The following is a 23,048-nucleotide window of genomic DNA, read 5'->3' on the forward strand; positions in this document are numbered from 1 at the left end:
CCCGGTGATAAGCAAGTTAGATCACCGGGCGGCGGCACCTAGCCTTCGGCGGCGCGGGCGCGTCTGCGGCGGTCCTGCAGGGTCTCGGCATCGGCAAGATCATCGCTTTCGACCTTGGTGGTTACCTGCCCACTTGGCCGCTGCGCACGCTTGCGGCGGAGCGGCCCGCTGTCATCACTCTCCCTCGGGAGGATCAAACGCTCCACCCGTGTCCTTCGCAGACCGAGGGTTGAGGTCAGATCAAACACCCGCGCCGCGACCCAGTCGGCAGCCTGCGGCTGCACCAACACCTCAAGGCGCGTCACCGGGCGGGATTTCTTGCCCTGCCCGTTCAGCATCAGCAGATCGACCACGCCCTCCATTGCGCGCAACCGATCCACCGCCACGCCCAGTTCCTCGCCCGTCATATCGTCGATATCGCAGGCGAATTGCACCAGACTGTCCTGCGCGATGCCCTCCGAGGCGGTGTCGAAAACGCTGACCCGCAGGATATTCGGCAGCCCCTTCATCACCCGCATTCCCGCGCCCGACCCGGTGCAGCGCAGCCGCCCCGGTGGACGGCTGGCGATGGGGCTGCCGCCGGTAAGATGGGCAAGGATCGCGGCGCCTGTGGGCGTCACCCGCTCGCCCGGCACGCCGTCGTCATGCCAGTCGTAGCCTTGTAAGATCAGCGCCGTGGCGGGCGCGGGCACCGGCAATTTACCATGCGCCGTCTCGACCAGCCCTCCGCCCAAAGGCAACGCCGCGAGCGAGACAGTTGCCCCCGACAGCGCAGCACAGATGCTGCCTGCTGCGGTCACATCCATCAGCGCGTCCCAATCCGCGATCTCGTGGAAATGCACCCTGTCGATGGGGATGTTATGCACCTGCGCTTCGGCCTCGGCAATCCGGTGGAGGATGGCGCAGGCGGCCTCCGCCGTGCCCTCCGACAGCGGTGCGTTTTCCAAAAGTTCGCGCATCGCGCGGTAAGTTGTCTCGGCCCCGTGGCGCCTGCCCGCGTCGGGTGCGGCCAGCACCAATTCGAACCGCCGCGCGGTGATGCCCGAAGCCACATGTTCGCTCAGTTCCGCATGGCCCACCTCGGCGGGGAGCACCGCGGCGACATCGGCCAAAGCGCGCTCGGCCAGATCGGGAAAGGCATGCAGCATCGCCGCGATGAACATATCCCCCGCCGCCCCGCCTACCGGGTCGAGGTGTAGGTGAAGCCCTTCGCCCCGCATCAATGCCCCTCCGGCCAAGGGTTGCGCAGCAGGCCGTCGTCGAATTGCATCTCTTGCAAATCACCGACCACCTCCAGCCCCGGACGGTCGCGCAGTTCCGGCAGCATCGCCTCGGAGGCATAGAGATACTCAAGTTTCAGCGTATTGGGGATGCGCAGCAGCCGGACCTTGGTGATATCTTCGGCCCCGCAGGTCTTGACCGCCGTCTGGATCGCCGTGCGGTCGCAGGGCATGACCATGGGTATCTTCGACTGTTTCAGCACCTGCGAGGTGATCGCGTTGGCATAGACCGCCTCACGGTCGAAATCCTGCTCCAACCGCGCCGTGATCACATCTGCCCGCGCCGCGCCATTGCCGTTGCCGTTGCTGCGCGGCGACAGGCCAAGCGCCACCAGTCGCGAGATATGCAGATGGACCTGCATCTTTTCGCTTGAGAACCGATGGGTGATATTGGGGTCCATCCCGGTGCCGGAGAACTCCTTGCCGATCTCATCCACCACCAGCACGTCCAGATCGCCCGAGGCCGAAGGCGCGTCCAGCGGCCCCAGCGGCAGGCGGGGCATGTTGCGCATCGCCTCTTGCAGATAGGGCGCTTCGGCCTCCAGCATCCCGTCGCTGTCGAGGGCGACCACCTGCGAGAGTTCGTCGTAAGCATTCTCGATCGTGCCGATGCCAAACAGCACCTTGCAACGCTCCAACTTCATCCGCGCCATTTTGGCGACGAAGATGCCGACGTTATCAATGCCGCGAGAATGGCAGGTCTCGGCCCCCGATTGCTTGCCCAAACCTATCGAGAGCATCTTGGCCAGCCCGCTTTCGTTCGGCGCGCGGAAGGAAGTATGCGGTTTGATCCGGTTGAACAGGATGATCCCATCGGCGGCATTGGCGTGGCGGTCCATCCGCACCGACATGCCATTGTCGAGCACGCCGATCTCATCGGTCTCCATCGAAGAACGGATTTCGCAACCGAGGCTTTCCTCGGTCACGCCCAGTTTCGCCAGCAGCGCGGTCTGCCCCTCTGCCGTGGCGCCGCCGTGGCTGCCCATGGCGGGCACGACAAAAGGATGCGCCCCGCGGGCGCGGACTTCGGCCACGATGGCTGCCAGAAGTTCCGGCAGGTTCGCCAGCCCCCGGCTGCCTGCGGTGATCGCGATGGACATGCCCGGCTTGATTTTACCTGCGCAATCGGCCTGCATCGCCTCTGCCACGGCGGCGCGCGGATCGTCGATGCGGGTCGCGGCAAAGGTCTGGCGGCAAAGCGCCATGCGCGGCAGCGGCGTATCCTCGACCAGTTTTACATAGTTCGGTTTCATCTGCGCTGTCCCCTTCGACATCTGTTACCCCGTGACCCCAATCGGCCAAGGCGCGAATTCCTCTTCGCCCACGCCAAGCGCTTCGGATTTGCTCTGCTCGCCCGAGGCGATGGCAAGGATACGCTCGAAGATCGCTTGACCCAATTCCTCTAGGCTCTGCTCGCCGTCGATGACCGTGCCGCAGTTGATGTCCATATCGTCCTGCATCTTGGTAAACATCGGCGTGTTGGAGGCGAGTTTGATCGTCGGCGAGGGATAGGAGCCAAAGCAAGACCCGCGCCCGGTAGTAAAGCAGATCAGGTTCGCACCCCCCGCGATCTGCCCGGTGGCCGAGACTGGATCGAAGCCGGGCGTATCCATGAAGACCAGCCCCTTTTGCGTCACAGGTTCGGCATAGCGGTAAACCTCCATCAGCCCCGTGCTGCCGCTTTTCTTGGCCCCGCCGAGTGATTTTTCCAACACATTCGCCAGACCGCCTGCCTGATTGCCGGGGCTGACCACGCCGTTGATCTGCGTGTCGCGGCCTTTCGTATAGTCCAGCCACCAATCCATGCGTTCGACCAATCTGCGGCCCACCTCTTCGCTGCGCGCGCGGCGGGTCAGCAGGTGTTCGACGCCGAAGATCTCCGGCGTTTCCGACAGGATCGCCGTGCCGCCGTTGCGCACGAGGATATCCGCCGCCACCCCAAGGCCGGGGTTGGCCGAGAGCCCCGAAAGCCCGTCCGACCCACCGCATTGCATGCCGATGGTGATATGCTCTGCCGAACAGGGTTCACGCCGCACGGCATTGGCCTGATCCAACATCTCGCGCACCGCCTCTTTGCCTTCGGCAATCGCGCGGGCCGTGCCGCCGACATGCTGCATGGTGATCGTGCGCAGCATCTTGCCCTCGGCCAGTCCTTCCTCCTCAAAGAACTGCGCCAGATTGTTGCGCTCACAGCCCAGTGACAGGACCACGGCCCCGGCCAGATTGGGGTGGCGGATATAGCCCGAGAGCGTACGGCGCAGCAGGTCCATCGGCTCGCCCGTGAGCTCCATCCCGCAACCGGATTCGTGGATGAAGGGGATCACCCCATCGACATTCTCCCATGCCTCCATCCGCTCTTCGTCGAAGTAATTGGCGATCTTGCGCGCCACGGTGGCCGAGCAATTCACGGTGACGAAAAGCCCGATGTAATTGCGCGTGCCCACGCGGCCATTCGCGCGGCGGATACCCATGAACTGGGCACGCTCTTGCGGTGGCAGCAGTTCGGTCGGGGTATAGTCGCGGGCAAAGGCATAGTCTTTGTCGACCGCGTCGAACTTGATATTGTGGCTGTGCAGCCAATCGCCTGCCGCGATATCCTCTGCCGCGTAGCCGATGACGGTGTCGAATTTCAGGATCGGCGCGCCCTGCTGGATCGGGCGGATCGCGATCTTGTGCCCTTGGGGTGTATCATGGTTGGCACGCAGCCCGTCTTGCGGCAATACCGCGCCTTGGGGCACCGCCGAGGTCGCCACGACCACGTTATCGGTGGGTGACAGCAGCATCACCCTTGCGCGTCTGTCCTCTTGCATGGTCTGGCTGTCCATCGGATGCTCCCCCCAGGGTGTCGAAAAAACCGCTTCGGTAAGATGTCAATAACTGATATATTAGATTTAACAGCTATGGAAGAGCCCACATGACCTCATCGAACAAACCTTCAGCACAGAGCGCGCAGACCCTCGCCAAAAGCATTTTGGGCGGCGGGGCCGATCTGGGTCTCTTCGAGGGTGGGCCGACGGGGCGCGGGGTTTATGCCACGTTGCGTGATCAGATTGTCCGGCTCGACCTGCCGCCCGGCACCCCGCTGTTGCGCGCCGAATTGGCCGAAACCCATGGGGTGAGCCTGACGCCGCTGCGCGATGCGCTGCAGCAGCTTGCCAAAGAGGGGCTGGTCAAGATCTACCCGCAATCGCGCACTTTGGTGACGCCAATCGACATGTCGGCGATCCGCGAAGCGCAGTTCATGCGCATCGCGCTTGAGACCGAAGTCGTGCGCCGTTTGGCCGCCGAAATCGCGCCCGAAGCCCTCACCCGTTTGCGCAGCATCGTCGCCTTGCAAAGCAGCATCTCGGACCAGCCCGGCGATGTGCCGACCTTTCAGGAGTTGGACGAGGTGTTTCACCAGACCCTCTTCGTGGCGGCGGGCCATGTGCAAAGCCAGCGCATCATGCGCAGCCACGCGGGCCATCTGGAACGTCTGCGCCGCCTGCATTTGGATGACATTGATGAGGCGGGGCGCATCCTCAACAACAAGGACGTGATCGGCGGCCACAGCCGGATCCTCGACGGGATCGAAGCGGGCGATGCGCCTGCGGCGATGGAGGCGCTGCGCCAGCACCTGCAACGCACCGTCGACCGGATGACCGAGAAACGGGCGGCTTTCCCGGAGTATTTCACTCCGGAAAAGCCCTGACTCAGCGGTTGTTGGCCTTGCGCCATTCCTCGAACTTATCGAGGTTTTCTTGCTTGGTGCCCGGATAAAGCCCGATGATCCCCGCGCCGCCTTTGACCTCTTCCACGACGAAATCCTCATAGGCCGTCATCTCTACCGCCTCATCTGCCACCTCTTCTGCGATATCTGCGGGGATGATGATCACGCAGTCATCGTCGCCCACTACGATGTCGCCGGGAAAGACCGGCGCATCGCCGCAGCCGACGGGGCAGTTGATCTCAATCGCCTCATGCAGGGTCAGGTTCGTGGGGCTTGAGGGCCGGGCGTGGTAGGCGGGCATCTCCAGCGCGCCGATGGTCGCTGCATCTCGTAGCCCGCCATCGGTCACCACCCCTGCCGCACCACGCATCATCAGCCGGGTGATCAGGATATCCCCGGCACTGGCGGCGCGGGCATCCTTGCGGCTGTCCATTACCAGCACATGACCCTCGGGGCAGGTCTCAATCGCGACGCGCTGCGGGTGTTCGGGATTGCGGAACTCGACCAGTTGATTGCGGTCTTCGCGGGCGGGCATATAGCGCAGCGTGAACGCCGGGCCGACCATATTATGCCCCTTTGCCGCAACCGGGCCGACCCCCTGCACCACCTGATTGCGCAGCCCGCGTTTATACAGCGCCGTGGCCAGCGTCGCGACCGAGACCGCTTTGAGTTTCTCGCGTAGTTCGGGGCTCATGCCGCCTCTCCCTTCAGTTGATTGTCTTTCACGAATTGATCCAGCACCGCCTGCTGCTTCTCCGTCAGTGGCCATGCGGCGGGCGGGCGCGTGGGGCCGCAATCCTGTCCGATGGCAATGAGGGCGGCTTTGACGCCGGTGACATTGGTGCCGTTATGCTCTTCCGCGCGGATGTTCTCAAAGGCGCGCATCCCGGCGATGAGGCGGTTCGCCTCGCCGTAGTTGCCTGCATCCAGTGCCGCGTGAATGGCGACTGACCTCTCCGGCCAGACGTTGATCAGGCCTGAGGTAAACCCCCGCGCGCCCACGGCATAGAGCGGCGGGGCCCAGACCTCGGCCAGACCACCGACCCAGACGATGTCTTTCGGCGCAGCTTCGATCGCGCGGGCAAGGTTCAAGGGGTTCGGCGTGGCCCATTTGACGCCCTTCACCCCTTCGACTTCGCACAGCCGCGCGATGCCCTCGGGCCCCATCGCATCGTTGCGCAGGTACAGCATCACCGGCAGCCCGCCCGACGCATCCCGCACCGCGCGCACATAATCGACCGTGCCACGGGGGGAGACGAAGGGATCGGGCGGCTGGTGGATCATCAGCGCATCCGCGCCCGCCTCGGCACTCGCCTTGGCCAGTGCGCAGGCATCGCGAATGCCGCGCCCGACACCCGCGAGCAGCGGCGCGCGCCCGTCGACCATCTGGGCGACCTCGCGCACCATGGTGCAGGCCTCGTCATTGGTCAGCGCATAATATTCGCCGGTATTGCCGTTCACGACCGGGATATGCACCCCGGCGGCGAGCGCACGGTCGATGATCGGCGCCAGCTTGCGCGGCGCGATCTCTCCAGCATCGTCATAGGGCGTTACCAGGATGCCCGAAATGCCCGTGAGCGCCTTTGATAGATCATGTGTCACTGCTAACCCTCTCAGAAAATATCCGGTTCACCCGCCGCTTGGCCGAAGGCCGCGGTGAGGTAGTCAAAGTCGCAGCCCTGATCGGCCTGCCCCACATGGCGCTGGAACATATAACCCCAGCCCCGCTCGAACCGCGGCTCGGGCGCTTTCCACGCGGCGCGGCGGGCGGCGAGTTCATCCTCGTCCACCAGCATGTCGAGGGTGCGCGCCTCTAGATCCATCCGCACGATGTCGCCCGTCTTCAGCAGCGCCAGCGGCCCACCCACGAAAGACTCCGGCGCGACATGCAGGATGCAAGCGCCATAAGAGGTGCCCGACATCCGCGCATCCGAGATCCGCAGCATGTCGCGGTGCCCCTGTTTCAACAGCGCCTTCGGCATCGGCAACATGCCCCATTCCGGCATCCCCGGCCCGCCCTGCGGACCTGCGTTGCGCAGCACCAGCACATGGTCCGGCGTCACGTCGAGGTTTTCGTCGTCGATGGCGGCCTTCATCTCCGGGTAGCTGTCAAAAACAATTGCCGGGCCTTCGTGGCGGTGGAACTTCGGATCGCAGGCCGCCGGTTTGATCACCGCGCCATTGGGGCAAAGGTTGCCCTTCAGCACGGCCAGCGAGCCTTCTTTATAGACCGGGTTCGACAGGGGCCGGATCACGTCGTCATTATAGACAGGCGCGCCCGCGATCCCCTCCTCCAGCGGTTTGCCGGTGCAGGTGATGGCCGACCGGTCGAGCTTGTTGCCCAGCTGGTCCATCAGCGCCCGCAGCCCGCCCGCGAAATAAAAATCCTCCATCAGGTATTCGCTGCTGCCGAGGGGACGAATGTTTGCAATGAGCGGTGTGGTGCGGCCCAGAGCGTCCAGATCGCTCAACTCCAGCGCCACACCTGCGCGGCGCGCCATGGCCAAGAGATGCACCACAGCGTTGGTCGAACAGCCCGTCGCCATCGCCACCGTCGCCGCGTTCTGCACGGCGGCGGGGGTGATGATCTTGTCCGGCGTCAGGTCCTCCCAAACCATATCGACGATGCGCCGCCCGCAAGAAGCGCTCATCCGTTTGTGCCCCGCATCCGCGGCGGGGATCGAGGTCGCCCCCGGCAGCGTCAGGCCCATCGCCTCCGCAATCGCGGTCATGGTGGAGGCGGTGCCCATCGTCATGCAATGCCCATATGACCGCGCGATGCCGCCTTCTACGCCGACCCATTCCTCGGCCGAGATCGTGCCCGCGCGGCGCTCATCCCAGAACTTCCACGCATCCGAACCAGAGCCAAGCGCCCGGCCCGCATAATTGCCGCGCAGCATCGGGCCTGCGGGCAAGAAGATGAACGGCACGCCCGCGCTGATCGCGCCCATGGTCAGCCCCGGCGTCGATTTGTCACAGCCGCCCATCAGCACCACACCGTCAAGCGGGTGCGAGCGGATCGTCTCTTCGGTCTCCATCGCGATCATATTGCGGTAGAGCATCGAGGTCGGCTTGGTGAAGCTCTCGTCGATCGAGATCGTCGGGATCTCAAGCCCCAGCCCGCCGGCTTGGGCGATTCCCTTTTTCACATCCTCCGCGCGGTCGCGGAAATGGAGGTGGCAGGGGTTCATCTCGGACCAAGTGTTCAGGATACCGATCACCGGGCGGCCTTCCCAATCTTCGGGGCCCAGACCCATCTGCATCATGCGCGACCGATGCCCAAAGCTGCGCAGATCGTCGGGGGCAAACCAGCGCGCGCTGCGCAGCTGATCGGCGGTTTTCTTGGTCTCGGTCATGGAATCCTCGCCAGCTAAAACATCATCACAAAACGGGTGGAAAACACATCTTGCTCGAACTGATATATTACCGTATCACCCCAATTGTCGATACCATTTGAGGGGCGCGTTGCGAAAATGTCGGGAAAAACACTGAAACAATCGCTTCGGCCCGACAGTCGTCTGTCGGGGTTTTGGCTCTCACTTTGCTCGCCCACGGTGACGGAGATTGCTGCGGGCAGTGGGATCGATTGGTTGTTACTGGACATGGAACATGCGCCGAATGACCTAAGCCAGATCACCGATCATCTGCGCGCCGCTACGAGTGCGGCACCCGATGCGCAGATGGTCGTGCGGATGCCCTCATCCGACCAGACCATGACCAAACGGTTGCTGGATATCGGTGTGAAAAACCTGATGTTCCCGATGATCCAAAGCGCCGAAGACGCCCGCCGCGCCGTGGCTTGGACCCGCTACCCCCCCGAAGGGCTGCGCGGTATCTCGGCCACGATCCGCGCTAATAACTACGCGCGGCAAACGGATTACCTGACCACATACACAGACGTACAATGCGTCATCGTGCAGGTCGAAACCCCCGAAGCGGTCGACCAGATCCCCGCCATCGCCGCTGTGCCCGGCGTGGACGCGATCTTTATCGGGCCGGGGGATCTGTCCTCGGCGATGGGGCATACCGGCAACCCGATGCACCCCGATGTCCAAGACAAGATTCGCGAAGCGGTCGATGCCATTCACACCGCCGGGCTGCCTGCGGGCATCCTTGGCTACGGCGCCGATCTGGCGCGCCGCTATTTTGACAGCGGTATCGAATTCGTCGCCATCGCGGGCGACGCTTGGTTGCTCACGCGGCAGATGGATGCACTAGTGCAGACCATGGCGCAGCCCTCCCCCACATTGACACAGCAAACCGACAAGGATTGATCATGAGCGCTGACAGCAAGACATTTCACCCCCACGGCAAACATCTGATCGCAGGCGAATGGGTCAGCGGTGGTGAAACCTTTGCCAATTTCCCCGCCACAGGCGAAAGCGACCAGTTCCAAAGTGGCACCCCTGCCCATGTAAACCAAGCCTGTGAAGCCGCCGAAGACGCCTTTTGGTCCTACGCCTCTTCCAGCCGCGAGAGCCGCGCAAATTTCCTTGATGCCATCGCGGATGAGATGGAGGCCCGCGCCGAGATCATCACCGATGTCGGCGCGCGGGAATCCGGCCTCCCCACCGCCCGCCTTCAGGGCGAACGGGGTCGGACCACCGGGCAACTCCGCCTCTTTGCTGATCACATTCGCAAAGGCGCGCATCTGGACCGTCGTGTCGACGGTGCCCTGCCAGATCGCCAGCCGATGCCCCGGCCCGACATCCGCATGATCCAACGCCCAATCGGCCCGGTTGCGGTATTCGGCGCGTCGAACTTCCCGCTGGCATTCTCCACCGCGGGCGGCGACACCGCCGCGGCGCTGGCGGCGGGCTGCCCAGTCGTTGTGAAAGGTCATTCCGCCCATCCCGGCACGGGGGAGATTGTAGCAGAAGCGATCCATGCCGCGATCCAGAAATGCGGCATTCATCCCGGTGTCTTTTCCCTCATCCATGCCAACAGCCGTGAGGTGGGCCAGACGCTGGTGCAGCATCCGCTGATCAAAGCCGTCGGCTTCACCGGCTCCCTCGGTGGGGGCCGCGCGCTGTTCGATCTCTGCGCGCAACGCCCCGAGCCGATCCCCTTCTTTGGCGAGTTGGGCTCAGTTAATCCGATGTTCGTTCTGGCCGAGGCCACCCGCAATCGCGGCGCGGAAATCGGCGCAGGATGGGCCGGGTCTCTGACCATGGGCGCGGGGCAGTTCTGCACCAATCCCGGCATCGCGGTCGTGGCCAAGGGGGCTGAAGGTGACGCATTCATCGCGGCCGCGAAAGAGGCGCTTGAGCAGGTCGGCCCGCAGGTCATGCTGACCGATGGCATCGCCAAAGCCTACCGCGATGGCAAGGAACGTTTCACCGGACGCAACGCCGTTCGCGCTCTGCTGAGCAATGACAGCGAAGGCCGCAGTGCCCAGCCGAACCTCTTTGAAACCGACGCCGAGACCTACCTGCAAGACCACGCCCTTGGGGAAGAGGTTTTCGGCCCCCTGGGACTGGTGCTGCGGGTGTCTTCGAGCGATGAGATGCAAGAACTGGCCAAGGGTTTTGAGGGTCAATTGACTGCGACAATCCAGATGGACGACGGCGACACCGAAGCGGCCAAGGCGCTGATGCCGATCCTTGAACGCAAGGCGGGCCGGGTGCTGGTGAACGGCTTCCCCACCGGGGTCGAGGTGTGTGACGCCATGGTGCACGGCGGCCCCTACCCGGCCTCCACCAACTTTGGCGCGACCTCCGTCGGCACCATGGCGATCCGCCGCTTCATGCGACCGGTCTCCTACCAGAACCTGCCCGAGGCCTTGCTGCCCGAAGACCTGCGCGGGGCATCGACATGAGCGGCGATCTGATCGGCCCCGTCGCCGTGCTGGACGCGATGCCGGAGGATATGCAGAACAAAGTGCGCAGCTATGCCGACGGGCTCGACCTGCGCTTTGCGGCGTCCTATTCCGAAGAGGATTTCGCCAAAACGGTGAAAGGTGCCGCCTATATCGTTCCGCGCGGGCAGGGGCTTCCGGCCTCGGTTCTGCGCGGGGCCGATAGCGTGCGCCTCGTGCATCAATGGGGCACCGGGTATGACAAGATCCCGGTGGATCTGGCCAAGGAAATGGGCGTGACCGTGGCACGCAGCCCCGGTGTTAACGCCCCCACCATTGCGGATCTCACCATCGGTATGATGATCGCCGCCCTGCGCCGCATCCCGCTGCATTACAACAATACCCGCGCGGGCAAGTGGATCGTGCCGGAGATCGTCCCCGGCGCGCGGGACCTTAGCAGTCAAAAGGTCGGGCTGATCGGCTTTGGTGCCATCGGGCAACTCGTGGCGAAGCGGTTGACCGGCTTTGACTGCGAGGTGCTCTATTACCGTCGTTCGGGGCAGGCCGAGAGCACCAGCGCGCGCTATGCCGAGCGCGACGAAATTCTTGAGACCTGCGATATCGTCAGCCTGCACATGCCGCTGACGGAGGCGTCGCACCACACCATCGGCGCGGAGGAACTGGCGCGGATGAAATCGGATGCACTTTTGGTGAACACCGGGCGCGGCGGGCTGATCGACGAAGCGGCCCTGATCGACACGCTGACCCACAAACGTATCGCCGGGGCGGCCTTGGATGTCTTCACCGAAGAACCCGTTGAGCCGGACAACCCTCTTCTACGGCTCGATAACGTCCTGCCCCTGCCTCATATCGGCGGCCATAGCGAGGATAACCTCAAACGTATGGTCAACCATTGGGCCAGCAACATCCGCGCTTTCCACGAAGGGCGCGGGATCGACGAAAGCTGCATCGTCACTTGAAACGAGCCTTCGGCCTGAACCCTCAGGCCGAGGGCACCCCACTTAGGCTTCGAGCGGAACGGGCATGAGGATCTTATTGGTCTGGCTCACCAGATACCCCGCCTCGGCGCTTTTCTTGAGATAGGCCTGCCATTCAGGATCCGCCGCCATCTGCGCGCGGCGCGCAGCACGGTCGGCGGCGTCCTCATAGGCCCAGATATGCACGAAGGAATTCACGTCGCCCGTCTCGACCTGCGCATAGATCACCGGCTCGCCCAGGATGCGGCGCTGCGCCGGGAAGCCGAATTCGGCATAGAGCGCGAGGTGTTTCTTGATCGTGCCGGGGCGGCAGCAATAGGTGCGGTGGTCGTAGATCATGGGGTGGTCTTTCTGTTTGCTTGGGTCATGCGATACCGGCGTGGTCGGTGATCCGGGCCCGCGCCTGCAATAGGTGATAGGCCATCGACACGCCCGCGACTTCGCTATCGCCCGCGCGGATCGCCTCGAGGATTTGGCGGTGTTCGCTGATCACCACGTCGATCCGCGCCTGCGAGCCTTGGCGCGTCAGTTTTTGCGCCACATCGATCCCCTGTTCGATCGATCCGCGGGCGCAGTCGAGCATTTGCACGAAGACCTCATTGCCCGAGGCCGCCGCGATGGCGCGGTGGAATTGGTAATCGGCGTCAAAAGACGGATCGCGCGCCTGCATGGATGCCTCCAGCGCCTGCAAGGCTGCCTCAATCCGGGCGATATCCTTGGGGCTGGCACGCTGCGCGGCCATGTGGGCGGTGGCCTTTTCAATCGTGATCCGCGCCTCCATCGCGCGCATCAGCCCGGCAACCGACCCCGCCGTGGCGTATTCAATCAGCTTTTCCGAAGGCCGCCGCCGCACGAAAGTGCCCACGCCGCGCCGCGCCTCGACCAGCCCGTCCTCTTGCAACTTACGCAGCGCCTCACGCACCACGGGGCGGGACACGCCGAAGGCCGTGGCGATCTGGTTTTCCGACGGCAGCTTCTCGCCTTGGGCGAGTTTGTTCGACACGATCTGTTCAAGCACCTGCCCGTAAAGCTGGTCGGCCAAGGTCTGCCGTTTCTTGATCTTCAGTTTCGGTGCTGTCACCGGCTACCCTCCCGCCGCGGCGCGGCGCATCATATTGGCCAGCCGCAAGGCCGAAGTCGCAGCCCCATAGCCGTTGTCGATATTCACCACCGTCACCCCCGGCGCACAGCTGGCGAGTATCGAATCGAGCGCGACCCTCCCGCCGCGGGCCACACCATAGCCCACGGAGGTCGGCACACCAATCACCACCCCCGGCACAAGCCCGGCTACGACCGACGGCAGGGCCGCGTCCATCCCGGCAAAGACAATCACGACATCCATTTCACGCAGCATTTCTTCCCGCGCGAGCAGCCGCCACAGCCCGGCCACGCCTACATCCGACACTTCGGTCGCGTCCATCCCGCCATAGGCCAGCGTGCGCCGCGCTTCGGCCATAGGCGCGTAGTCAGACGTGCCCGCGCTGACGAGGGCGATGCGGGGATCGCGGGCCAAAGGCCCGATCTCTCCCAAAATGGCCGTGCGTGACGCGGTGCAGTAATCGACCGATTGGACCAGCTCTGCAGGCAAGCCGTCAAACTGTTCTGCCGTCAGACGGGTCAGCAAAAGCCTACGGTCCTCCGCTGCCGCATCGCCGATGATCGCGGCGATCTGCGCCACCGCTTTATGCTCGCAAAGCACGGCCTCTTCGATGCCGATACGCCCGCCGCGGCCTCGGTCAAAGGTCACGTCTGGATGCCCGTCGGGGCCTTTCTCATTGATGGACAAATGCACTTCCTCTTGAATAGGCCCGCAGATCAACCGCGCGCCCGTCATCCGTGGCCCGCCGGACCTGCGCTATGATAGCCCTGCGCTTTTGCGCGGAAAGGTCTTCATAAACACGCGGATCAAGCTCCACCACCCAGCCCCCGCGCAGGAGGCGGCAGCGCAGGGTGATATTGCCCAACTCCGCGCGCAGCAAAGTCTCGACCCGGTCGATCACCGCCAAGTCCGCAGGCTCCACCCGCATGCCGGTCTCGATCCGGCTGGCCAAACAGGGGGCCGCTGGCAGTTCCGCCAGATCCCCCAGCCCGAGCGCCCGCGCCAAGGCGCGCACATCGGCTTTTGACATCTGCGCATCGACGAACGGGTGCAGCACGCCATGCTCCGCCGCGGCCTGCAAACCGGGGCGGTAGTCTGACAGATCGTCGGTATTGGTGCCCGCCGCCACCAACGGCCCCATGCGCGCCAATGTGCCATAGAGGTTCGACTTGCAAAAATAGCAGCGGTTCACCGGGTTGGCGCGGTAAGACGGATCGGCGAATTCGCCCGCGTCCACCAGTTTAAGCGGCAGGCCCCAAGCGGCTGCAAAGTCTTTCACCCGCGCGGACGCCGCCGAAGGGACCGCAGCCGAAACCGCGTGGCAAAGCGTAACCCCCTCCGCCCCCCGCACCTTGGCCGCGGCGGCAGAGAGGGTGAGGCTATCGATCCCCCCGCTAAGCGCGATGGTCAACGATGCGGGCCGCGCGAGGGCGGCTTGGAGCGCGGCAGGAACCGTCACTCGCCCAATCCATCCTCTGTCTTGAGTCGCGCCAAGAGACGCCCGCTCGACATTTGAAGGTGATCGCGCATCCGCTGGCGCGCCCGTTCGGCATCCCCCTGAGCAATAGAGGCGGCAATGTCATAGTGTTCCTGAATGGCGTCCCGGCTTTCGCCGCCGCGTTTCAGCGCCTGTAGCCGTCCGGCCAGCATCGTATCGCGCAGGCTGGCGACGAGGTAGTTGAAAAGGCTGAGGTAATAGCTGTTCCCGGTCGCTTCGCAGACCGCGCGGTGAAAACCAAGGTCAGCACTGACCCCCGCCGCGACCGCCGGGCCGCCAATCTTGTTGCTTTGATCATAGGCGGCGGCGGCGCGCTGTATTTCTTCGCGTGCTTCGGGCGTGGCACGGGCGGCCGCGATGGCGGCGGCTTCGATCTCAAGACCCATGCGCAATTCTAGGATCTGCTCCAATTTGCGCTGGCTTTCCATATCGCGCTCAGGAATCGCGAAACCCTGCCGGGGCCGGTCGCTAGCCACGAAAGCCCCACGCCCCTGACGGCTCGACAACATGCCCTCCGCCTTCAGGCGCGAAACCGCCTCACGGATCACCGTGCGGCTGACGTCAAAATCACTCGCCAATGCGGTTTCGGAGGGCAATACATCCCCCACACTCCACACGCCATTGACGACGTTGTGGCGCAGGACTTCGGTCACCTGATCGCTCAGCGTGGCTCCATCAACGAGGGGCGCAGTCGCCTGAAGATTTCCAGTCATGTTTGCACCTTCTTTTCGCCAATTGGAGCACCTGTATGACAAGCTGTCAATAACGAGGAGATAGAGCCGTTTAAGGTATTACAAGCAGAATACAACATTACAAGTAAGAGGAAATCCCCCTAAATTTGTATTTTTAATTGACAGGCTGACGATTCCCCCGCAGTCTGCGGTCCTACGGCAAGAGGATGTCAGGGGGGAGCCCGGAACCCATCCAGTTACTGCCGATACACAGTTAAAACTCGGGAGGAGTTTCTATGTCACCAATGATGAAATCACTGCGCCGCACAGCCGCGGCCACCATCCTTTTCACCGTCGCCGGCGTCGCCGCACATGCACAAAGCTTTGTCATGGCCACCGGCCAGCAGGGCGGGTCGTGGTATCCCGTTGGCGGCGCGATCAAGGCGATTGTCGAGCGTGAGAACCCCGGCATGGACATCACCGTCACGCCGGGCGCGGGCGTATCGAACGTTGTTGGCGTGGACGCGGGCCGCTTTGGCATCGCATTCGCGAACTCGATCTCAACCGTGGACAGCCTGTCGGGCAAAGAACCATTCCGCAAGGCGACCACCAATGTCTGCAACCTTGGCATTCTCTATCCGCAGTATTTCCAGATCGTCGCCCTCGAAGATTCCGGCATCAAGACTGTCGCTGATATGAAGGGCAAGCGCCTGACCACACAGCAGCTTGGCAACACCGGCGAGTTCCTGACGCGTGAGTTGCTGTCGACCGCCGACATGACTTTTGATGACCTCGATAGCGTGGCGAACACCTCCTATTCCGACTCCGCTTCGCAGATGAAAGACGGTCAGGCCGACTTTTTCACACTGGGTTCGTCCCTGCCAACCGGCTCGGTTATGGATCTGGCATCCTCGCGCAAAATCCGCCTGGTCGACGTGGATGAAGAGACCTTCGCCTACTTCAAAGACCAAAACGCTGCCTTCCAACGTCGTGAAGTCAAAGCGGGCGCCTACCCCGGTTTTGATGAGACCGTGCACGCGATCAGCTATGACACCCATATGGTCGCGCCCTGTGATTATGATGGTGAAATCATCAAATCCGTGCTTGGCGCAATTGCCGACAACAACGACAGCTTTGCCGCAATCAGCAAGTCAATGGCAAACCTGACAGTTGAGGAAATGGCCACCGACATCGGCGTGCCCTTCCACCCCGCCGCGAAAGAGTTCTACGCAGAGCGTGGTGTCTCGGGGATGTAATTCCCTTCCGACACGAAACGGGTCGGCCGGAGCCAAGAGCTTCGCCCGGCCCACATACATAAGGTCCCTGCGCCCCACGCGTTCCGCGCGCTGACGCAAGATGGCCGCCTTCCACTCTAGACGCGAGAACCCCCATGCAACTGTCGATCCTTCTGGACAAGATGCCCCTGATTACCCGTATAGCAAGGCTGATCCTGATCGGCATGGCTGCCTGGCATCTCTACGTCGCCTTCGTTGGCCCGCCTAACCCCTATATTATGCGCGGCGTACACGTCGCTCTGGCGCTTCTGCTGATTTTCTTGACGGTGAACCGCAAGGGTCTGCGAAATGATGTGCCCAGTTGGTATGATGTGGTCATCGGGCTTATCGCGGCGGGTGCTGCGCTCTATCCTTCGTTCAACCTTAACTACATCACGCAGCGGTTCCTCTATGTCGATCCGCTGATGCCAATGGACATCGTGGTGGGGATCACCCTTGTGGTTCTGCTGCTTGAGGCAACCAGGCGGATGCTTGGGCCAATGCTGCCGATCACCGCGCTTCTGTTTCTAGGCTACGGTCTGGCCTTCACCTCGACCCTGCCCTCGGTGATCCTAGAGCAATTGTTTATGACGCCCGAAGGCATCTTCGGCATCCCGATCGCGGTTTCGGCGACTTATATGGTGCTGTTCATCCTCTTCGGCTCATTGGTCGAACGGATGGGCGTCGGCCAACTCTTCATGGACTTCGCCGTAGCACTTACGGGGCGCCAGGTAGGCGGCCCGGCCAAGGTGGCCTGTGTAACCTCCGGCCTCTTCGGCTCCGTTTCCGGCTCTGCCGTGGCCAATGTGATGACGACCGGCACCTTCTCTATTCCGCTCATGAAACGCATGGGGTTCAAACCCGCCTTCGCGGGCGCGGTTGAGGCCGTGGCCTCGACGGGCGGTCAGATCATGCCGCCCGTGATGGGGGCTGCGGCCTTTGTCATGGCGGAATATCTCGGCGTGGGATACCTGACGGTCGCGAAATATGCGCTGGCCCCCGCGATCCTGTTCTATGTGGCTCTTTTTGCTGCGGTCCACTTTGAGGCCAAGCGCAAGGGCATCGGCTCGGTCCCGAAAGAGGATCAAGTGCCGCTGAAGATCGTGCTGCTTGAACGCGGCCACCTGTTCTTGCCGTTGGCGATTATCGTGGGCGTGCTGATGATGGGCTACTCTGCACCCTATGCAGCACTTTGCGGTATCATCTCGGTCGTGCCGGTCGCGGCGCTGCGCAAGACGACACGGCATTACGTCACGGTCGACAACATCCTCGAAGCGCTTGAGGGCGGCGCGCGCAACGTGTTGGCGATTGCCGCGGCCTGTGCCTGTGCGGGCATCGTGGTCGGCGTGATCGACATCACCGGCCTTGGCCTGACTTTCTCGAACTTTGTGATCGAAGCGGCTCAAGACACGCTGGTCATCGCGCTGTTCCTGTCGATGATTGCGGGTATCATTCTTGGTATGGGGATGCCAACAACACCCGCCTATATCGTGCAGGTCGCCCTGCTGGTGCCGGCGCTGGTGAAACTGGGCGTTCAGGTCGAAGCGGCGCACCTCTTTGTGTTCTACTTCGCCATCCTGTCGGCCATCACACCCCCCGTCGCCATGGCGGTCTATGCGGCCAACACCCTGTCGCATGCCAAGATCGTCGAGGCGAGCTGGGCTGCGGTGAAACTCGGTGCCACCGGCTTTATCGTGCCCTTCATGTTCGTCTATGAACCGGCGATCCTAATGCAGGGTTCGGTCACGCAGATCACGCTGGTCCTTTTGCAGGCCACAATCGGGGTCATCCTGCTGGCCGCCGCGTTGCAGCGCTACTACTTTGGCAGACTGTCTAATGTGCTGTCGGTGGTGCTGTTCGGGGCGTCGCTGCTGCTGATCTACCCCGATCTGCGGCTCACCGCGTCGGGGTTGGTCATCGCGGGCGTTATCCTGGCCTTCCAAAAGGCCAGGAACCCCAGCCCGAAAAACCAAGCGGCCACAAATACTTAAATTTTAGATCGAACGAAACGGAGCCTTCTCCATGCTGCAAAAAACTTCCCTCAAGGCGCGGACCGGCGGACAGGTCCTTGTGGATCAACTGCTGATCCACGGTGCCGACACCGCCTATTGCGTGCCCGGCGAAAGCTACCTTGAGGTGCTGGATGCGCTGCATGACGTGCAGGACCGCTTCACCCTCATCAACGCGCGGCACGAAGCCGGGGCCGCCAATATGGCCGAGACCTATGGCAAGCTTACGGGCAAGCCCGGCATCTGCATGGTCACCCGTGGCCCCGGGGCCTGCCACGCGGCGATCGGCGTGCATATCGCGCAACAAGACAGCACGCCGATGATCCTGCTCGTGGGCCAGATCGCCCGCGACACGACTGACCGCGAGGCGTTTCAAGAAGTCGACTACCGCGCCATGTTCGGCCCCATTGCCAAATGGGCCACCCAGATCGACGACCCGGCGCGGGTGCCGGAATATATGGCCCGCGCGTTCCGCGTAGCGACCTCGGGCCGCCCCGGCCCGGTGGTGATCTCCCTGCCCGAGGACATGCTGACCGAGGTGGTTTCCGTGGCCGATGCCCGGCCCTATACGGCCACCCATGCGGGACTATCGCCCGATAGCCTCGACATGCTCAAGACCGAGATCGCGCAGGCCGAACGGCCCCTGTTGCTGCTCGGCGGCTCTGGCTGGTCGGATGAGAGTGCCGCGGCCATCACGCGCTTTGCCGAGGCCAACAAGATCCCCGTCACCACCTCTTTCCGGCGACAAGATATCGTGAACAACCTCTCTCCCGTCTATGCAGGCGATTTCGGCACCTCTACCGCGCCCAGCCTCTATGCGCATCAACGCGACGCGGATCTGCTCGTGGTGATCGGCGCACGTTTGGGAGAGATGACGACCAAGACCTACACCACCATGCAATCGCCCAATCCAGACACCCGGCTGGTACATCTTTATCCCGACGCGGATGAGATTGGGCGGGTCTATTCGCCAGATCTGGGCATTGCCGCAGCACCCGTTTCAGTCGCTGCCGCCTTAGACGGTGTCAATCTGGGCCGAGCAGACGCATGGGGCGCATGGTGCGAGAAACTCCACGTCGATTATCTGACGGACACCGAAGCGCCCAATGGCGGGGAATGGGACCTCGACATGGGGGTGGCCCTTGCGCAGCTGCGCGATGAGCTGCCGGACGATGTGGTGGTCACGCTCGACGCGGGCAACCACACCGGCTGGGCACAGCGCTTCCTGCGTTTTGGGCGTCCGGGCCGGATCGTCGGCTCCACCTGTGGTGCGATGGGCTATTCCGTGCCCGCCGCCGTTGCGGCGTCCATTGCAGAACCCGAACGGCTGACGCTGTCCTTTGTCGGTGATGGCGGCTTTATGATGAGCGGCAATGAACTGGCCACCGCCGCCCAATATGGCGGACGGCCCATCGTGCTGCTGTTCAACAACGGCATTTATGGCACGATCCGCATGCACCAAGAACGCGACCACCCCGAGCGTATCTCAGGGACAACCCTCCAGAACCAAGACTTCGTCAAAATGGCCGAGGGGCTCGGCGCCCATGCCGAACGTGTCACCAAGACCGAGGATTTCGCCGCCGCCTTCACCCGCGCCCGTGAGAGTGGCCGCCCGGCGCTGATCGAACTGGTGACCGACCCCGAGCATATCTCGACCCGCACCACGATCAGCAAGCTGCGCGCGGCGGCCCAGAAAAAAGTCGACGCCGACCAGCGCTAAAGGATGACCCAGATGACCACTCTGACCGCGCCGCGCCGCGCGCCCGAAACCAACGGGCAAAACCATAGCGCCCTGCTCGACGATCTGTGCCAAGCCATCGGCGCCGCCCATGTCGTGACCGACGCCAAGGATTTCGACGCGCGGCTGATCGAAGATCGCGGGCTCCGGCGCGGCACGGCGCTGGCCCTCATCCGCCCCGGCTCCACCGAGGAGGTCGCCGCCTGCATGCGCCTGTGCCATGCCGCTGAGGTGCCGGTCACACCGCAGGGCGGCAACACCGGTCTGGCGGGGGGCGGCGTGCCGGACGGCGGGATCATTCTCACGACTGACCGGTTGAACCGCATTCGGGGAGTCGATCCGACCAACGCCACCATGACGGTGGAGGCGGGCTGTATCCTCGCTAATATCCAAGCGGCGGCGGATGAGGTCGACGCGCTCTTCCCGCTGTCGCTCGCCTCCGAAGGGTCCTGCCAGATCGGCGGCAACCTTTCGACCAACGCGGGCGGCACGGCGGTGCTGCGCTATGGCAATATCCGCGATCTGGTGCTCGGGATCGAAGCAGTGTTGCCCGATGGCCGGGTGCTGAATGATCTGAACGGCCTGCGGAAAAACAACACTGGCTTTGACCTCAAACACCTCTTTATCGGCGCCGAAGGCACGCTTGGCATCATCACGGCAGCAGTGATCAAGCTTTTCCCCAAACCCACCGCCCGAGCCACCGCGATGGTGGCCTGCACCGGCCCCGACCCCGCACTCGCGCTTTATGCGCGGATGCGCGGCCAAACCGCTGATACGCTTTCGACATTCGAGTATATCGACCGGCTGGGGCTGCAAATGGTGATCGACCACGCGCCCGGCTGTAGCGATCCAATGGCCGAGCCGCATCCCGCCTATTGCCTGATCGAACTCACCGGCAATGGCGCGCAGACCGACCTTGATGCCCGGCTGGAAACCGCATTGGAAGCGGCTTTCGAGGCAGAAGAGATCATCGACGCCGTGATCGGTTCATCGGAGGCGCAAAAAGACGCGCTTTGGGCGCTGCGGGAGAACCTGTCAGAGGCGCAAAAGCCTGAAGGCGCGTCGATCAAACACGACGTTTCGGTCCCCGTGTCCCGCGTGGCGGATTTCATCCGCGAGGCGACCCAAGCCTGTATGGATCACATGCCCGGGCTGCGGCCCTGCCCCTTTGGCCATTTCGGCGACGGCAACCTGCATTTCAACCTGTCGCGCCCGGTGGATATGGCGGATGCGACGTTCCTTGCCGAATACGGGGCCTTCAACCGGATCGTGCATGATATCGTACATGAAATGGGCGGATCATTCTCGGCAGAACATGGGATCGGCACCTTCAAACGTGCCGAGCTGCGCCGATATAAAGATCCGGTCGCGCTGGAGTTGATGGAACAGATCAAAGCTGCCCTCGACCCGGGTTATTTGATGAACCCGGGCAAGGTGCTTTGACCGCTTAGCCGCGCCCTACAAACGGCATCTTGGTGGCCATCACGGTGACGAACATGGCGTTGGAGTCGAGCGACAGCTTCGCCATGTAAGACAGCGTTTCGGCCACGTCGTTCACGTCCATGCGCGGCTCGGACATATGGCTGCCGTTGGGCTGCAGAATGCCTTCTTTCATCCGCTCGGTCATCTCGCTCGCCGCATTGCCGATATCGATCTGCCCGCAAGCGATGTCATGCGCCCGCCCGTCGAGCGACAGCGCACGGGTCAACCCGGTGATCGCGTGTTTCGTCGCCGTATAGGGCACCGAGAGCGGGCGCGGCACATGCGCGCTGATCGAGCCGTTGTTGATGATCCGCCCGCCTTTCGGGCTTTGGCGCTTCATCAAGGCGAAGGCCGCGCGGGCGCAGAGGAATGACCCGGTCAGATTGGTCGCGACGATGTCGTTCCACTCCGCGATGCTGAGCGCGTCTACCTCAACCGCCGGACCATTGCGCCCGGCATTGTTGAACAGCAGGTCCAGCCGCCCAAAGGTCGTCTCCACCCGCTCGAAAAGCGCGTCGACTTCCGCTTCAACTCCCACATCCGCAGCCACGGCGATATGCCCCTGTCCGTCAAGCGCAGCACAGGCGGCGTCGATCTTATCCTGTTGCCGCCCGGTGAGAACGAGAGTGAAACCGTCTTTCGCCAACCGATGCGCGCAGGCGAGGCCGACGCCGCTCCCGGCCCCTGTGATCAAAGCAATCTTTTGGTTCATCTTCTCATTCCATCCCTTTTGACACCCTGCAGACCGTTGTGTGGAATCTAATATATAAGATCGCACAGGGATAGGTTTTTTCACCGCTTTCAGTCATCACGGGGTCCGCGCCTCACATTCACGCGAGCGCACTAGACGACCGGTCTATTACGGCGTAGATGCCAACCCATGACAGAGGCAAAGAAATCAGATCAGACGCGGCAACGCATCTTGGACAGCGGACGTAGCCTCGTGCTGCGGCACGGGTTCTCTGGCGTTGGCCTGTCGCGCATTCTGAGCGAAAGCGGCGTGCCCAAGGGCTCGTTCTACTATTACTTCGCGTCGAAAGAGGCTTTTGGCACCGCGATGCTGGCCGATTACGTCGAGGCCTATCTCGCCCGCGTCGATGCGTTGATCGCGGCCCCGGGAACGGCGGGCGACAAGCTCGACAGTTTCTGGGATGCATGGCTCAGCCAATCCAGCGCCCCGGGGATCGCCAGCGCTTGTTTGGTGGTGAAACTCGGATCCGAGGTCGCCGACCTGTCGGAGACGATGCGCGAAACGCTGGATCAGGGTGTCGATGCTCTGGTCGCCCGGATTGCTCAATTGCTGCGCCAAGGCGCACAGGACGGGACCGTACGGGCGTTGTCTGACCCCGAAAACACCGCCCGCATGCTCTACGCCAAATGGCTCGGCGCTGCAGTGCTGGCCAAACTGGCGCGCAGCGATGCGGCCCTGCGCATGGCCTGCGCTGAAACCTCTGCCCAACTCTCCCCCACTGGGGGCCAATTCCCAACCTGAA

Annotated in this window: 21 protein-coding genes; 9 read left to right on the top strand and 12 right to left on the bottom strand. The window is 63.0% G+C overall.

Annotation, left to right across the window (positions count from 1 at the left end):
- Positions 1-38 precede the first annotated feature (38 nt).
- Genes ACSQ16_RS02040 through ACSQ16_RS02050 form a run of 3 tightly spaced genes read right to left on the bottom strand, consistent with a single transcriptional unit; the run spans position 39 to position 4,105 of the window.
- Entirely contained in the window at positions 39-1,220 is a 1,182-nt protein-coding gene (locus ACSQ16_RS02040) for a LarC family nickel insertion protein (protein WP_243263581.1), read from the bottom strand.
- On the bottom strand, positions 1,220-2,533 hold the full coding sequence (locus tag ACSQ16_RS02045; protein ID WP_243263582.1) for a lactate racemase domain-containing protein: 1,314 nt from the start codon (positions 2,531-2,533) through the stop codon (positions 1,220-1,222). The genes ACSQ16_RS02040 and ACSQ16_RS02045 overlap by 1 nt, the downstream gene beginning before the upstream one ends.
- Positions 2,534-2,557: 24 nt before the next feature.
- Positions 2,558-4,105: a UxaA family hydrolase gene (locus ACSQ16_RS02050; RefSeq protein WP_243263583.1), complete on the bottom strand. Its 1,548-nt coding sequence runs from the start codon at positions 4,103-4,105 to the stop codon at positions 2,558-2,560.
- Positions 4,106-4,194: 89 nt separating this feature from the next.
- Here ACSQ16_RS02050 and ACSQ16_RS02055 point away from each other — a divergent pair, with 89 nt between their 5' ends.
- A complete protein-coding gene (locus ACSQ16_RS02055; RefSeq protein WP_243263584.1) occupies positions 4,195-4,971 on the top strand; it encodes a GntR family transcriptional regulator in 777 nt (258 codons plus the stop codon).
- 1 nt (position 4,972) lies between these two features.
- Here ACSQ16_RS02055 and ACSQ16_RS02060 read toward each other — a convergent pair whose 3' ends face one another.
- Genes ACSQ16_RS02060 through araD form a run of 3 tightly spaced genes read right to left on the bottom strand, consistent with a single transcriptional unit; the run spans position 4,973 to position 8,345 of the window.
- Positions 4,973-5,683, bottom strand: a complete 711-nt coding sequence (locus ACSQ16_RS02060) for a ribonuclease activity regulator RraA (protein ID WP_243263585.1) — start codon at positions 5,681-5,683, stop codon at positions 4,973-4,975.
- On the bottom strand, positions 5,680-6,591 hold the full coding sequence (locus ACSQ16_RS02065; RefSeq protein ID WP_243263586.1) for a dihydrodipicolinate synthase family protein: 912 nt from the start codon (positions 6,589-6,591) through the stop codon (positions 5,680-5,682). Before ACSQ16_RS02065 ends, ACSQ16_RS02060 begins: the two co-directional genes overlap by 4 nt.
- Before the next feature lie 11 nt (positions 6,592-6,602).
- On the bottom strand, positions 6,603-8,345 hold the full coding sequence (gene araD, locus ACSQ16_RS02070) for an L-arabinonate dehydratase (RefSeq protein WP_243263587.1): 1,743 nt from the start codon (positions 8,343-8,345) through the stop codon (positions 6,603-6,605).
- 117 nt (positions 8,346-8,462) lie between these two features.
- Between araD and ACSQ16_RS02075 the strand changes: the two genes are divergently transcribed.
- From ACSQ16_RS02075 to ACSQ16_RS02085, 3 genes are read left to right on the top strand one after another with little or no spacing between them, the layout of a single operon-like run.
- Positions 8,463-9,263: an HpcH/HpaI aldolase family protein gene (locus ACSQ16_RS02075; RefSeq protein ID WP_243263588.1), complete on the top strand. Its 801-nt coding sequence runs from the start codon at positions 8,463-8,465 to the stop codon at positions 9,261-9,263.
- A 2-nt stretch (positions 9,264-9,265) separates the two neighbouring features.
- A complete protein-coding gene (locus ACSQ16_RS02080) occupies positions 9,266-10,807 on the top strand; it encodes an aldehyde dehydrogenase (NADP(+)) (protein WP_243263589.1) in 1,542 nt (513 codons plus the stop codon).
- Positions 10,804-11,766, top strand: coding sequence for a 2-hydroxyacid dehydrogenase (locus tag ACSQ16_RS02085; RefSeq protein WP_243263590.1), 963 nt, complete (start codon positions 10,804-10,806; stop codon positions 11,764-11,766). Before ACSQ16_RS02080 ends, ACSQ16_RS02085 begins: the two co-directional genes overlap by 4 nt.
- Before the next feature lie 42 nt (positions 11,767-11,808).
- Here ACSQ16_RS02085 and ACSQ16_RS02090 read toward each other — a convergent pair whose 3' ends face one another.
- From ACSQ16_RS02090 to ACSQ16_RS02110, 5 genes are read right to left on the bottom strand one after another with little or no spacing between them, the layout of a single operon-like run.
- A complete protein-coding gene (locus ACSQ16_RS02090; protein ID WP_243263591.1) occupies positions 11,809-12,123 on the bottom strand; it encodes an NIPSNAP family protein in 315 nt (104 codons plus the stop codon).
- Between the two features lie 25 nt (positions 12,124-12,148).
- Positions 12,149-12,865 carry a FadR/GntR family transcriptional regulator gene (locus ACSQ16_RS02095; protein WP_243263592.1) on the bottom strand — a complete coding sequence of 239 codons (717 nt, stop codon included), beginning with the start codon at positions 12,863-12,865 and terminating at the stop codon, positions 12,149-12,151.
- A gap of 3 nt (positions 12,866-12,868) precedes the next feature.
- The gene (larB, locus tag ACSQ16_RS02100; RefSeq protein ID WP_208604108.1) at positions 12,869-13,570 is read right to left on the bottom strand and encodes a nickel pincer cofactor biosynthesis protein LarB; all 702 of its coding nucleotides are present in this window, start codon (positions 13,568-13,570) and stop codon (positions 12,869-12,871) included.
- Positions 13,557-14,342, bottom strand: a complete 786-nt coding sequence (locus ACSQ16_RS02105; protein WP_243263593.1) for an adenine nucleotide alpha hydrolase — start codon at positions 14,340-14,342, stop codon at positions 13,557-13,559. Before ACSQ16_RS02105 ends, larB begins: the two co-directional genes overlap by 14 nt.
- Positions 14,339-15,094, bottom strand: coding sequence for a FadR/GntR family transcriptional regulator (locus ACSQ16_RS02110; protein ID WP_243263594.1), 756 nt, complete (start codon positions 15,092-15,094; stop codon positions 14,339-14,341). The genes ACSQ16_RS02105 and ACSQ16_RS02110 overlap by 4 nt, the downstream gene beginning before the upstream one ends.
- A gap of 254 nt (positions 15,095-15,348) precedes the next feature.
- On the opposite strand from ACSQ16_RS02110, the gene ACSQ16_RS02115 reads away from it, so the two are divergent.
- The 4 genes from ACSQ16_RS02115 (at position 15,349) to ACSQ16_RS02130 (ending at position 21,516) form a co-directional block, all read left to right on the top strand.
- Positions 15,349-16,308 carry a TAXI family TRAP transporter solute-binding subunit gene (locus tag ACSQ16_RS02115; RefSeq protein ID WP_243263595.1) on the top strand — a complete coding sequence of 320 codons (960 nt, stop codon included), beginning with the start codon at positions 15,349-15,351 and terminating at the stop codon, positions 16,306-16,308.
- A 134-nt stretch (positions 16,309-16,442) separates the two neighbouring features.
- Positions 16,443-18,317, top strand: coding sequence for a TRAP transporter permease (locus ACSQ16_RS02120; RefSeq protein ID WP_243263596.1), 1,875 nt, complete (start codon positions 16,443-16,445; stop codon positions 18,315-18,317).
- Positions 18,318-18,348: 31 nt separating this feature from the next.
- Positions 18,349-20,055, top strand: a complete 1,707-nt coding sequence (locus ACSQ16_RS02125) for a thiamine pyrophosphate-binding protein (RefSeq protein ID WP_243263597.1) — start codon at positions 18,349-18,351, stop codon at positions 20,053-20,055.
- A gap of 12 nt (positions 20,056-20,067) precedes the next feature.
- Complete coding sequence (locus tag ACSQ16_RS02130) at positions 20,068-21,516, top strand: FAD-binding oxidoreductase (RefSeq protein WP_243263599.1); 1,449 nt, start codon at positions 20,068-20,070, stop codon at positions 21,514-21,516.
- Between the two features lie 4 nt (positions 21,517-21,520).
- Here the strand turns inward: ACSQ16_RS02130 and ACSQ16_RS02135 are convergent, their stop codons facing one another.
- A complete protein-coding gene (locus ACSQ16_RS02135) occupies positions 21,521-22,267 on the bottom strand; it encodes an SDR family oxidoreductase (protein WP_243263600.1) in 747 nt (248 codons plus the stop codon).
- 168 nt (positions 22,268-22,435) lie between these two features.
- Here ACSQ16_RS02135 and ACSQ16_RS02140 point away from each other — a divergent pair, with 168 nt between their 5' ends.
- Complete coding sequence (locus ACSQ16_RS02140; RefSeq protein WP_243263602.1) at positions 22,436-23,047, top strand: TetR/AcrR family transcriptional regulator; 612 nt, start codon at positions 22,436-22,438, stop codon at positions 23,045-23,047.
- Position 23,048 lies beyond the last annotated feature (1 nt).

The sequence above is a fragment of the Sulfitobacter sp. SH24 genome (assembly GCF_965641895.1).
Classification (GTDB): Bacteria; Pseudomonadota; Alphaproteobacteria; order Rhodobacterales; family Rhodobacteraceae; genus Sulfitobacter; species Sulfitobacter dubius.

Bases quoted from the DNA above. Each gene is read 5' to 3' on its own strand.
- ACSQ16_RS02040 (WP_243263581.1), bottom strand. From the start codon at position 1,220: ATGCGGGGCGAAGGGCTTCACCTACACCTCGACCCGGTAGGCGGGGCG.
- ACSQ16_RS02045 (WP_243263582.1), bottom strand. From the start codon at position 2,533: ATGAAACCGAACTATGTAAAACTGGTCGAGGATACGCCGCTGCCGCGC.
- ACSQ16_RS02050 (WP_243263583.1), bottom strand. From the start codon at position 4,105: ATGGACAGCCAGACCATGCAAGAGGACAGACGCGCAAGGGTGATGCTG.
- ACSQ16_RS02055 (WP_243263584.1), top strand. From the start codon at position 4,195: ATGACCTCATCGAACAAACCTTCAGCACAGAGCGCGCAGACCCTCGCC.
- ACSQ16_RS02060 (WP_243263585.1), bottom strand. From the start codon at position 5,683: ATGAGCCCCGAACTACGCGAGAAACTCAAAGCGGTCTCGGTCGCGACG.
- araD (WP_243263587.1), bottom strand. From the start codon at position 8,345: ATGACCGAGACCAAGAAAACCGCCGATCAGCTGCGCAGCGCGCGCTGG.
- ACSQ16_RS02075 (WP_243263588.1), top strand. From the start codon at position 8,463: ATGTCGGGAAAAACACTGAAACAATCGCTTCGGCCCGACAGTCGTCTG.
- ACSQ16_RS02080 (WP_243263589.1), top strand. From the start codon at position 9,266: ATGAGCGCTGACAGCAAGACATTTCACCCCCACGGCAAACATCTGATC.
- ACSQ16_RS02085 (WP_243263590.1), top strand. From the start codon at position 10,804: ATGAGCGGCGATCTGATCGGCCCCGTCGCCGTGCTGGACGCGATGCCG.
- ACSQ16_RS02090 (WP_243263591.1), bottom strand. From the start codon at position 12,123: ATGATCTACGACCACCGCACCTATTGCTGCCGCCCCGGCACGATCAAG.
- ACSQ16_RS02110 (WP_243263594.1), bottom strand. From the start codon at position 15,094: ATGACTGGAAATCTTCAGGCGACTGCGCCCCTCGTTGATGGAGCCACG.
- ACSQ16_RS02115 (WP_243263595.1), top strand. From the start codon at position 15,349: ATGTCACCAATGATGAAATCACTGCGCCGCACAGCCGCGGCCACCATC.
- ACSQ16_RS02120 (WP_243263596.1), top strand. From the start codon at position 16,443: ATGCAACTGTCGATCCTTCTGGACAAGATGCCCCTGATTACCCGTATA.
- ACSQ16_RS02125 (WP_243263597.1), top strand. From the start codon at position 18,349: ATGCTGCAAAAAACTTCCCTCAAGGCGCGGACCGGCGGACAGGTCCTT.
- ACSQ16_RS02130 (WP_243263599.1), top strand. From the start codon at position 20,068: ATGACCACTCTGACCGCGCCGCGCCGCGCGCCCGAAACCAACGGGCAA.
- ACSQ16_RS02135 (WP_243263600.1), bottom strand. From the start codon at position 22,267: ATGAACCAAAAGATTGCTTTGATCACAGGGGCCGGGAGCGGCGTCGGC.
- ACSQ16_RS02140 (WP_243263602.1), top strand. From the start codon at position 22,436: ATGACAGAGGCAAAGAAATCAGATCAGACGCGGCAACGCATCTTGGAC.